We start from the raw sequence: 10,837 nt of genomic DNA on the forward strand, positions 1-10,837 counted from the left end.
CGCAGGGGGACGAGACCGGCCCCGGCCGCGCGCGGCGCGGCGGGAAGGGAGGAGCGTCATGCTGGAGGCCAAGACGCTCGACAAGCCGGACGAGCGGCGCGATTTCCCCAAGGGTCACATCGAAGCCGTCCATCTGACCGGGTGCGACTTCGCCATCGCGACGTTCGAACCCGGATGGCGCTGGTCGGAGTCGGTGGGGCCGATCGCGGGCACCGAGAGCTGCCAGGTGAACCACAACGGCTACATCGTCCAGGGACGGATGTGCATCCGCATGGACGACGGCACCGAGAGCGAACTCGGTCCGGGTGACGTCTTCGTGTGCTCGCCCGGACACGACGCCTGGGTCGTGGGCGACGAGCAGTGCGTCGCCTACGACTTCGAGGGCCAGATGGCCAAGGAGTACGCCAAGAAGTGAGGCGACGTCGGCCGGTGGGGCGTCACACCGGGAGCAGACGCCCCACCAGCGCGCTCAACTGCCGCACGGTGCGGCACTCGTGCATCTCGACGACCTCCGCGTACACCGGTGCGGCCGAATCACCGGTGCCCCACTGGGCGAGCGGCTCGGGATTCAGCCAGTACACCCGGCGGGCCTGCCCGGCGATCTGCCGCAGCGCCGGCAGGTTCGGGTCGCTCATGTTGGTGCGGGCGTCCCCCAGCACGAACACCGTGGTCCTGGGGCCCACCGCGGCGCCGTACCGCTCGGCGAACTCGCCCAGTGCCACGCCGTAGTCGCTGCTGCCGTGCCAGCCGGTCAGCGTGGCCTCGGCGCGGATGCGCCCGCTGAGGCCCTCGGCGTCGGCGGCGCCGCGCACCAGCAGCCCGGTCACCTCGTCGACCCGGTTGACGAACGCGAACACCCGCACCTTGCCGAACTGGTCGTGCAGCGCCTGCACGAGCAGCATCGTGAAGTCCGAGAACCCGGACACCGACCCCGACACATCGCACAGCAGCACCAGTTCCGGCCGTGCGGGCCGGCGCCGGCGCAGCACCGGCCGCATGGGCACCCCGCCCGTGGACAGCGAACCGCGCAGGGTGCGCCGCAGATCGATCGTGCCGCGCGCGGCCCGGCGCCGGCGCGCGGCGAGCCGGGTCGCCAGCTTGCGGGCCAGTGGCTGCACCGTCCGCCGCAGCTCGGCCAGTTGCTCCCGGCCCGCGTACAGGAAGTCGACCCGGTCCACCGTCGGGGCCACCGCCCGCCGGGCGATCTCGTCCCGGCCGCGCCGCTCCGCCACCCGTCGCCGTGCCTCCGCCGCGACCAGCGCACGGAAGGCGTCGATACGACGGCGGATCTCGTCCTCCAGCAGCCGGCCGGTGAACCCGCCGCCCCCGCCCCGCGCCCGCACCTGCTCCCGCACCGGCGCGAGCAGCGTCTGCGGCCGCAGCCGCTCCAGGGTCTGGTACGAGGAGAAGCCGTCCGAGCCGGGCGAATTCCCGTATCCGCCCAGGGCGTCGACGGCCTCCACGGCCAGCCGGCCCATGGCCTCGGTGTCGCCCGCGGCCAGGGCCGCCGCGAGCCGCCGGCGCAGGTCCTCCCGCCCGGCCGGCTCCTGCCCGGGCCCGCCGACCGCGCGCGGGAAGTACAGGTCGAAGACCGGGTCGAACACCTGCCGCTGGCCCGCGCCGTGCAGCAGTGTGGCGGCCAGCCCCTCCCGCAGCAGCTCCCGGTCGGCCAGGCCCAGCGCGCGGACGGCCCGCGCCGCGTCCACGCTCTCCCCGGTGCCGATCCGCACCCCGTGCGCCCGCAGCGCGGCGACGAACCCGGTCAGCCGTGCCGTGACGTCGTCCTGCTCGGCCGGCAGCGTCATACGGCGTCCAGGTCCAGCTTGGCCGCCGCCTTCAAAACGTCGTCCTGGTGCTTGAGCAGCACGCCGAGGGTGTCGTGGACCACCGTCTCGCCGAGGCTGTCCGCGCCGAGCGCCAGCAGGGTGCGCGCCCAGTCGATGGTCTCCGCGACCGACGGCACCTTGCGCAGGTCCATCGCCCGCAGCGCGCCGACCACCCGGACCACCGACTCCGCCAGTGCCGTGTCGAGGTCCGGCACCTTCAGCCGGACGATGCGCCGCTCCAGCTCCTGCTCGGGGAAGCCGATGTGCAGGAACAGACAGCGCCGGCGCAGCGCCTCCGACAGCTCACGGGAGGCGTTGGAGGTGACCACCACGAACGGGCGGCGCGTCGCCGTGATCGTGCCCAGCTCGGGCACGGTCACCTGGAAGTCGCTGAGCACCTCCAGCAGCAGCCCCTCCACCTCGACGTCGGCCTTGTCCATCTCGTCGATCAGCAGCACCTTCGGCTCCTCGCCGCGGATCGCGGTGAGCAGCGGCCGGGAGAGCAGGAACTCCTCGCTGAAGATGTCCGTGCGCGTCTCGTCCCAGGTCTCGTCGCGGCCGGCGCTGATCCGCAGCAGCTGCTTCGCGTGGTTCCACTCGTACAGCGCCCGGGACTCGTCGACGCCCTCGTAGCACTGCAACCGCACCAGCCGGGCCGCGGCGGCCTCGGCGACGGCCTTGGCCAGCTCCGTCTTGCCGACCCCGGCGGGCCCCTCCACCAGCAGCGGCTTGCCCAGTCGCGCGGCGAGGAAGACGGTCGTGGCCACGGCCGGGGAGGCGAGGTAGCCGGTCTCGGCGAGACGGGCGGAGACATCGTCGACGGACGTGAACAACTGCGCCTCCGGTGCGGTCGCGGACTGAGCGGCGTACGCCACCTATCTAAGCGCTTGTTCACCCACCTGTCACGGCCGGCCGGGGCGACGGCCTCGGGGGCCGGGGTGGCCCCGGGGCGGCCCGGGGGATGGCCGAGGGGCGGCCGGGCGACGGCCGGAGGCGGCCGGGGGGCGGCCGAGGGACGGCCGGGCGATGCCCCCCCGGCGGCGGGGGGGGCGGCCCCAGCCCCCCGGCGGCCGGGGGATGGCCGGGCGACGGCCGGAGGCGGCCGGGGCGGCCGGGGTGGTCGAGGGTGGCTCAGCCGACGAGGACCGCCTCCAGGGTGCGCGGGCCGTGGACGCCCTCGACGCGGTCGAGTTCGATGTCGCTCGTCGCCGACGGGCCGGAGATCCAGGTCAGCGGCCGGGCCGGGTCGAGGCGTCCGAGTGCCTGCGGCACCGAGGAGACGACCTGCTCCGGCACCCGGACGACACAGATGTGGTGATCGGGGACCAGGGTGATCCGGCGCCGCCCCTGGTCGGGAGAGCCGTCGAGGACGATCGTGCCGGTCTCGGCGATCGCCACCGCGCACCCGGTGACCACGCTGCCGACCCGGTCCAGCTCGTGCGGGGTGCTCACCGCACGGTCGTGCACCCGCGTCGCATCGGCGGCCGACATCCACTCCGGCGGCAGTCCCGGCGGCACCAGGACCGAGCCGGATCCGCGCTCGGCCAGCAGCCGCATGATCAGATACGGCAGCTCCTCGTCGGTCGTACGGTGCACGATCGCCCGGTAGTCCGCCAGGTTCTCCGCCAGCAGCTCCACCGTCTGCTCGACGGTCCGCTCCCCGTGCTCGCGCAGATAGTCCCGGGGCACCGCCCGCTCGTACGCGAGGTCGTCCGCCGGCACATCCGCCAGGGCCCGCCGCACCCGGCCCAGAATCCGTTCCCTGCTGCCGCTCACTTCGCCCCGTCCTTCCCGCCGTGGGTGCGCTGCCACCAGTCCCTGAACGGTTCCGCCGGCACCGCCGGCAGATCCCGGCTGCCCGTCCACGCCCGGCCGGGCCCCGGCAGGGCGCGGGGATGGAAGCGGCGGGTGCGCGAGGCCAGCCGCTGTCCGGCGCCCAGTGCACCGGGATGCGTGAAGGCCCAGCGCGCCGCACGCATCGCGGCCCGCTCGGCAGCGTGCCCCTTGGCGGGCCTGAGCACCACCTTGTTGCCGTCGCGCACCACAGGTCCGCCCTCGACGACGCGTTCCCGCAGATGCACCAGCACCTCGGGGATGTCGATCGCCACCGGGCACACCTCGTAGCACGCCCCGCACAGGGACGACGCGTACGGCAGCGAGGCGTCGATCTCGCTTCCCGTACCCCGCAGTTGGGGGCTGAGGATCGCGCCGATCGGGCCGGGGTAGACCGACCCGTAGGCGTGTCCGCCCGCCCGCTCGTACACCGGGCAGACGTTGAGGCACGCCGAGCAGCGGATGCAGCGCAGTGCCTGGCGTCCGACCCGGTCGGCGAGGGTGTCGGTGCGGCCGTTGTCGAGCAGCACCAGGTGGAACGTCCGCGGGCCGTCGCCGTCCGTCGTCCCCGTCCAGGTCGACGTGTACGGGTTCATGCGCTCGGCCGTGGAGGAGCGCGGCAGGGTCTGCAGGAACACCTCCAGGTCCCGCCAGGCAGGCACGATCTTCTCGATGCCGACGACCGAGATCAGCGTCTCGGGCAGGGTCAGGCACATCCGCCCGTTGCCCTCGGACTCCACCACGACCAGCGTGCCCGTCTCGGCGACCATGAAGTTCGCGCCGGAGATGCCGACCTTGGCCCGCAGGAACTTCTCCCGCAGATGCAGCCGCGCCGCCTCGGCGAGTTCGGCGGGCGTGTCGGTCAGATCGTCGGGAGCCGGGCGGCCCCAGCCGGCCATCTCCGAGCGGAAGATGTCCCGGATCTCGCCCCGGTTGCGGTGGATCGCCGGGACCAGGATGTGCGACGGCCGGTCGTGGCCCAACTGCACGATCAGCTCGGCGAGATCGGTCTCGTAGGCGCGGATGCCCTCCGCCTCGAGCGCCTCGTTCAGCCCGATCTCCTGCGTGGCCATCGACTTGACCTTGACGACCTCCGACTCACCGGTCGCCTTGACCAGTTCGGTGACGATCCGGTTGGCCTCCTCGGCGTCGGCCGCCCAGTGCACGACGCCGCCCGCCGCTGTCACGGACTCCTCCAACTGCAGGAGGTACCGGTCGAGGTGACGCAGCGTGTGGTCCTTGATCCGCTTGCCGGCCTCCCGCAGCGCCGCCCAGTCGGAGACCTCGGCGACCGCCTTGGCCCGCTTGGCGCGGATGGTGTGGGTGGCGTGCCGCAGATTCCCGCGCAGGGTCGCGTTGTTCACCGCCTCGCGCGCGGCTTCCGGGAAGGGCGGGGGAAACGCGGGCATCCCCAGATACGTGCCGCTCATACCGCCGGCTCCTCCTCGGTGCTCGCCAGGATCTCCGCGATGTGCACCGGCCGCATGCCCGCCTTCAGCCGGGCCATGGTCCCGCCGATGTGCATCAGACAGGAGTTGTCGGCCGCGCACAGCACCTGTGCGCCCGTGGACTCGGCGTTGCGGACCTTGTCCACGCCCATCGCCGCCGAGACGTCGGCGTTCTTCACCGCGAACGTGCCGCCGAACCCGCAGCACTCCTCGGCGCCCGGCAACTCCACCAACTCCAGCCCCTTGACCGCCTCCAGCAGCCGCCGCGGCCGGTCGCCGAGCCTCAGGGAGCGCAGCCCGTGACACGTCGGGTGATAGGTGACGGTGTGCGGGTACCAGGCGCCGACGTCGGTCACGCCGAGCACGTCCACCAGGAACTCCGTCAGCTCGTACGTCTTCGGCACGACCGGCGCCACCGCCTCGGCCAGCGCGTTCCCGCGCCCCTCGTCGCGGGCCCGCTCACCCATGCGCGGATACAGCTCCCGCACCATCGCCCCGCACGACCCCGACGGCGTCACGACGGCGTCGTAGTCGCGGAAGACCTCGGCGTAGCGCCGGGCCAGCGGCTCCGCCTCGTGCCGGTAGCCGGTGTTGTAGTGCGCCTGCCCGCAGCACGTCTGCCCGGCGGGGAAGTCCACGTCGACGCCCAGCCTGTTCAGCAGGCGCACCACCGCCCGGCCGGTGTCCGGATAGAGCGTGTCGTTGACGCAGGTCAGGAACAGGGCGACACGCATCGCGGCTCCTTGGAATCGATCATCGGACCAGTGCAGGGTAGTCGGCGCCCCGGTGGCCGGGGGAGACCCGGCTCACCGTGCGGTGAGCCGCGCCTCGGCCGCCCGCCAGCGCCCCGCGTCACCGCGCGGCTCGTACCGCGTCAGCGGCTGGGTGCGCACCAGCAGACGCCGCATGCCGGGCAGATCGCCGACCAGCCCGTGCGCCCGGGCCTGCACGAGGACGTTGCCGAACGCGGCGGCCTCCGTCGGCCCCGCCACCACGGGCAGGCCGCAGGCGTCGGCGGTCAGCTGGCACAGCAGCGCGTTGCGGGTGCCGCCGCCGACCACGTGGACCACGTCCACCGGATGCCCGGCGAGCCGCTGCGCGTCCTGAACGGCCCGCCGGTGGGCGAGCGCCAGGGAGTCCAGGATGCAGCGCGTGATCTCCCCGGGGGTGCCGGGCACCGGCTGACCGGACGCCCGGCAGGCCTCGGCGATCCGCTCCGGCATCCGGCCCGGCGCCAGGAACGCCGCGTCCCCGGCGTCGACCACCGACCGCAGCGCCGGCGCCGCGGCCGCCTCCCGCAGCAGCGTGCCCAGATCCCGCTCGCCCCAGGCCCGCCGGCACTCCTGGAGCAGCCACAGCCCCATGATGTTGCGCAGATAGCGGACCGTGCCGTCCAGCCCGAGCTCGTTGGTGAAGTTGGCGGCCCGGCTCTCCTCGGTCAGCACCGGCGCGGTCAGCTCCACGCCGGCCAGCGACCAGGTGCCGGTACAGATGTAGGCGAACCGCTCGTCCGTCGCCGGCACCGCGGCCACCGCCGAGGCGGTGTCGTGCGAGCCGACCGCCGTCACCGGCACCGGCCCGCCGAGCCCCGTCTCCCGCAGCACCTCGTCCCGCAGCACGCCCGCCGGGTCACCGGGCTGCCGCAGCGGCGCGAACAGCCCCAGGTCGATCCCGAGCCGGTCGGCGATCCCGTACGCCCACGACCGCGTCCGGGGATCGATCAGCTGGGTGGTGGAGGCGTTGGTCAGCTCGGTGCCCTGCTGTCCGGTCAGCCAGTACGTCAGCAGGTCGGGGATGAGCAGCAGCCGTTCGGCGAGCGCGAACTGGGCGGTGCCGGCCGCCGCCGAAAGCTGGTAGAGCGTGTTGAACGGCGCGTACTGGATGCCGGTCGCCGCGTACAGCTCGGCCGCCGGGACCGTCGCCCACACCTTCTCCGCGACTGCCTCGGTGCGCTGGTCACGGTAGTGCACCGGGTTGCCCAGCAGCGCCCCGTCGGCGTCCAGCAGGCCGTGGTCGACGGCCCAGCCGTCGATGCCGACGGAGTCGACCCGGCCGGCCGCCCGCAGCCCGTCCAGCACCCCGGCGTACAGCGCGAGGATGTCCCAGCGCAGCCCCTCGGGCGTGTGCACGGGCCGGTTGGGGAAGCGGTGCGCCTCGGTCAGCTCCAGCGCGTCCGGGCCGACCCGTCCGGTCATCACCCGCCCGCTGGAGGCGCCGAGATCGACCGCGGCGTACGTCTTCACGCGCCCGCTCATCGCAGGAAGGCGGCGGCGACGCCGGCGTCGACCGGGATGTGCAGGCCGGTGGTGTGGGTCAGGTCGCCGCCGGTGAGCGCGAAGACGGCGTTCGCCACATGCTCGGGCAGCACCTCCCGCTTGAGAAGGGTGCGCTGGGCGTAGAACTCGCCCAGCTCCTCCTCCTCCACCCCGTACACCGCGGCCCGCTGGGCGCCCCAGCCGCCGGCGAAGATGCCGGAGCCGCGCACCACACCGTCGGGGTTGACGCCGTTGACCCGGATCCCGTGCTCGCCCAGCTCGGCGGCCAGCAGCCGCACCTGGTGGGCCTGGTCGGCCTTGGTGGCGGAGTAGGCGATGTTGTTCGGCCCGGCGAAGACTGCGTTCTTGGACGCGATGCAGACGATGTCACCGCCGAGCCCCTGCGCGATCATCACCCGGGCGGCCTCCCGCGAGACAAGGAAGGAACCGCGGGCCATGATGGCGTGCTGCAGGTCCCAGTCCTGCGCGGTCGTCTCCAGCAGCGGCTTGGAGATGGAGATCCCGGCGTTGTTCACCACCAGGTCGACCCCGCCGAAGGCGAGAAGGGCCTCGCGGAAGGAGGCGGCGATCTGCTCCTCGTCCGTGACGTCCACGGTGACGGCGACGGCCCGGTCCGGCCCGCCCAGCTCCTCGGCGACCTTGGCGGCGTTCTCCCCGTCGAGATCGGCGACGACGACACACGCGCCCTCGGCGGCCAGCCGGTGCGCGATCGCCTTCCCGATCCCGCTGCCGGCCCCGGTCACCAGCGCCACCCGGGTCGCCAGCGGCCTGGGCTCCGGCATCCGCCGGAGCTTGGCCTCCTCCAGCGCCCAGTACTCGATGCGGAACTTCTCCGACTCCTCGATCGGCGCGTACGTGGAGACCGCCTCGGCGCCGCGCATCACGTTGACGGCGTTGACGTAGAACTCGCCGGCCACCCGCGCGGTCTGCTTGTCCTTGCCGAAGGAGAACATGCCGACGCCCGGCACCAGCACGATCGCCGGGTCCGCGCCGCGCATCGCGGGGGAGTCGGCGGTGGCGTGCCGCTCGTAGTAGGCGGCGTACTCCTCGCGGTAGGCGGCGTGCAGCTCCTTCAGCCGGTCGACCGCCTCCTGAAGGGGCGCGGTCGGCGGCAGATCCAGCACCAGCGGCCGCACCTTGGTCCGCAGGAAGTGGTCCGGGCACGAGGTGCCGAGCGCGGCCAGCCGCGGATGCTCGGCCCGCGCCAGGAAGTCGAGGACGACGTCGGAGTCGGTGAAGTGCCCGGCCTGCGCACGGTCCTGCGAGGCGACGGCCCGGACATACGGCGCCAGCGCCGCCGCCCGCTCCCGGCGCTCACCCTCGGGCAGCGCCTCGTACCCGGCCATTACCGGCCCGAACGGCTCGGCCACGCCCCGCTCGGTGAGGAACTTCTCCGCGGTACGGATGATGTGCAGCGAGTTGGCCTCGCACTCCTCGGACGTGTCACCCCACGCCGTGATCCCGTGCCCGCCGAGGACACAGCCGACGGCCTGCGGGTGGGCCTCCTTGATCGCGGCGATGTCCAGCCCCAGCTGGAACCCGGGCCGCCGCCACGGCACCCACACCACGGTGTCGCCGAAGCACTCGGCGGTCAGCTTCTCCCCGTCGGCGGCGCACGCCAGCGCGATACCGGAGTCGGGGTGCAGATGATCGACGTGCGGGGCGTCGACGAGTCCGTGCATGGCCGTGTCGATCGACGGGGCGGCCCCGCCCTTGCCGTGCAGGCAGTAGTCGAACGCGGCGACCATCTCGTCCTCACGCTCCACACCGGGATACACCCCGGCGAGCGCCCGCAACCGGTCGAGCCGCAACACGGCGAGCCCGCTCTCGGTGAGCGTGCCGAGGTCGCCACCCGACCCCTTCACCCACATCAGCTCGACGTCCTCACCGGTGACGGGATCGGTGGCGGTGCCCTTGGCGGACGTGTTGCCGCCGGCGTAGTTGGTGTTCCGGGGATCGGAGCCGAGCCGATGGGAACGGGCGAGGAGAGCGGCGGCTTCGGGATGGGTGGTCATGAACGTCCAGTCCTTTGCAACGAGGGGAGGGAAACGCCCTGAAGGGGCGCGGGGCTGTAGGTGATGTGCGGCTCCGCCTCGCGGGCGCGACCAGCCACGAACCGGCCGGCACCCCGAAGACGACAGATCCCGGCAGACGCTCACGCCCCCCAACCGGCCTGCTGCCCACCAACCCGCTCAGCCACGATCTTCTCCGCCCACCCGGAACGGGCATACGCGGCAAGCGGCTCGGGGTCCAGCCCCATCTCCTCCCGCACCTCCCGCAGCAACGGCCGTACGTCGGTGTTGAACGCGTCCATCAGCACGGCATTGGCGCCGAGCACGTCCCCGGCGGCCTGAGCCGAAGCCAACGCCGCCCGGTCGACCAGCAGCGCCTTCGCCGTCGCCTCCTGAACGTTCATCACCGAACGGACGATCGCCGGGATCTTGGCCTCGATGTTGTGGCACTGGTCGAGCATGAACGCCACCTCGGAGGTGAACCCGCCGCCGCGTACGACCTCGTACATGATCCGGAACAGCTGGAACGGATCGGCCGCCCCCACCATCAGGTCGTCGTCGGCGTAGAAGCGCGAATTGAAGTCGAACCCGCCGAGCTTCCCCTCGCGCAGCAGGGTCGCGACGATGAACTCGATGTTCGTGCCCGGTGCGTGGTGTCCCGTGTCGACGACGACCTGGGCCTTCTCGCCCAGTCGCAGACAGTGCGCGTACGCCGTTCCCCAGTCCGGCACGTCCGTCGTGTAGAAGGCCGGCTCGAACAGCTTGTACTCCAGCAGCATCCGCTGCCCTTCGCCCAGCCGCTCGTACACCTCGGCCAGCCCCTCGGCGAGCCGGTCCTGCCGGGCGCGGATGTCGTCCTGGCCGGGATAGTTCGTGCCGTCCGCGAACCACAGCTTTAGGTCGGCCGAGCCCGTCGCGTCCATGATGTCGACGCACTCCAGCAGGTGGTCGACGGCCTTGCGGCGCACCGCGGCGTCCGGATGGCAGATGCTGCCGAGCTTGTAGTCGTCGTCCTGGAAGGTGTTGGAGTTGACCGCGCCCAGCGTCAGCCCGCGCTCCTGCGCGTGCTTGGCCAGCGCCGCGTAGTCGTCGACCTTGTCCCAGGGGATGTGCAGCGCCACCGTCGGCGCGACACCGGTGACCGCGTGCACCTGGGCCGCGTCGTCCAGCTTCTCGAACGGGTCACGGGGTACTCCCGCCTGGGCGAACACCTTGAAGCGGGTGCCGGAGTTCCCGTACGCCCATGACGGCGTCTCGACGGCCTGGGACTTGAGCGCGGCCTTCACCGCGGCGAGGTCGGTCACTTCCGGACTCCTGGTGGCATCGGTGAATCAGGGGTATCGATGCGACGGCATCCCACTACGCCATCGGTGAAACGATTCAGACAGCGAAGCTATGAGCCGCCCGGAAGCGTGTCAAGGCCCCGGTCGAGCCCTCTTCGT

The 10,837-nt window shown here is 72.7% G+C and carries 9 protein-coding genes; 1 reads left to right on the forward strand and 8 read right to left on the reverse strand.

The genetic code is table 11. The features are described 5' to 3' along the window. Positions 1-58: 58 nt before the first annotated feature. Complete coding sequence (locus ACZ64A_RS05035; RefSeq protein ID WP_469808269.1) at positions 59-415, forward strand: cupin domain-containing protein; 357 nt, start codon at positions 59-61, stop codon at positions 413-415. 22 nt (positions 416-437) lie between these two features. On the opposite strand, the gene ACZ64A_RS05040 is transcribed toward ACZ64A_RS05035, so the two are convergent. The 8 genes from ACZ64A_RS05040 to rhaI all read right to left on the reverse strand — a co-directional run bounded on the left by ACZ64A_RS05040 (position 438) and on the right by rhaI (position 10,699). Next, entirely contained in the window at positions 438-1,805 is a 1,368-nt protein-coding gene (locus tag ACZ64A_RS05040) for a vWA domain-containing protein (RefSeq protein WP_469808270.1), read from the reverse strand. Then, positions 1,802-2,659, reverse strand: a complete 858-nt coding sequence (locus tag ACZ64A_RS05045) for an AAA family ATPase (protein ID WP_469809061.1) — start codon at positions 2,657-2,659, stop codon at positions 1,802-1,804. Before ACZ64A_RS05045 ends, ACZ64A_RS05040 begins: the two co-directional genes overlap by 4 nt. A gap of 298 nt (positions 2,660-2,957) precedes the next feature. Further along, the gene (locus tag ACZ64A_RS05050) at positions 2,958-3,602 is read right to left on the reverse strand and encodes a LutC/YkgG family protein (protein WP_469808271.1); all 645 of its coding nucleotides are present in this window, start codon (positions 3,600-3,602) and stop codon (positions 2,958-2,960) included. After that, the gene (locus tag ACZ64A_RS05055; RefSeq protein ID WP_469808272.1) at positions 3,599-5,089 is read right to left on the reverse strand and encodes a lactate utilization protein B; all 1,491 of its coding nucleotides are present in this window, start codon (positions 5,087-5,089) and stop codon (positions 3,599-3,601) included. The genes ACZ64A_RS05050 and ACZ64A_RS05055 overlap by 4 nt, the downstream gene beginning before the upstream one ends. Then, positions 5,086-5,841, reverse strand: a complete 756-nt coding sequence (locus ACZ64A_RS05060; protein ID WP_469808273.1) for a (Fe-S)-binding protein — start codon at positions 5,839-5,841, stop codon at positions 5,086-5,088. Before ACZ64A_RS05060 ends, ACZ64A_RS05055 begins: the two co-directional genes overlap by 4 nt. 72 nt (positions 5,842-5,913) lie before the next feature. After that, a complete protein-coding gene (locus ACZ64A_RS05065; protein ID WP_469808275.1) occupies positions 5,914-7,362 on the reverse strand; it encodes a rhamnulokinase in 1,449 nt (482 codons plus the stop codon). Continuing rightward, positions 7,359-9,398 carry a bifunctional aldolase/short-chain dehydrogenase gene (locus tag ACZ64A_RS05070; RefSeq protein ID WP_469808276.1) on the reverse strand — a complete coding sequence of 680 codons (2,040 nt, stop codon included), beginning with the start codon at positions 9,396-9,398 and terminating at the stop codon, positions 7,359-7,361. The genes ACZ64A_RS05065 and ACZ64A_RS05070 overlap by 4 nt, the downstream gene beginning before the upstream one ends. 140 nt (positions 9,399-9,538) lie before the next feature. Further along, a complete protein-coding gene (gene rhaI, locus ACZ64A_RS05075; protein ID WP_469808277.1) occupies positions 9,539-10,699 on the reverse strand; it encodes an L-rhamnose isomerase in 1,161 nt (386 codons plus the stop codon). Positions 10,700-10,837 lie beyond the last annotated feature (138 nt).

This window comes from Streptomyces sp. NPDC104814 (genome assembly GCF_055583185.1).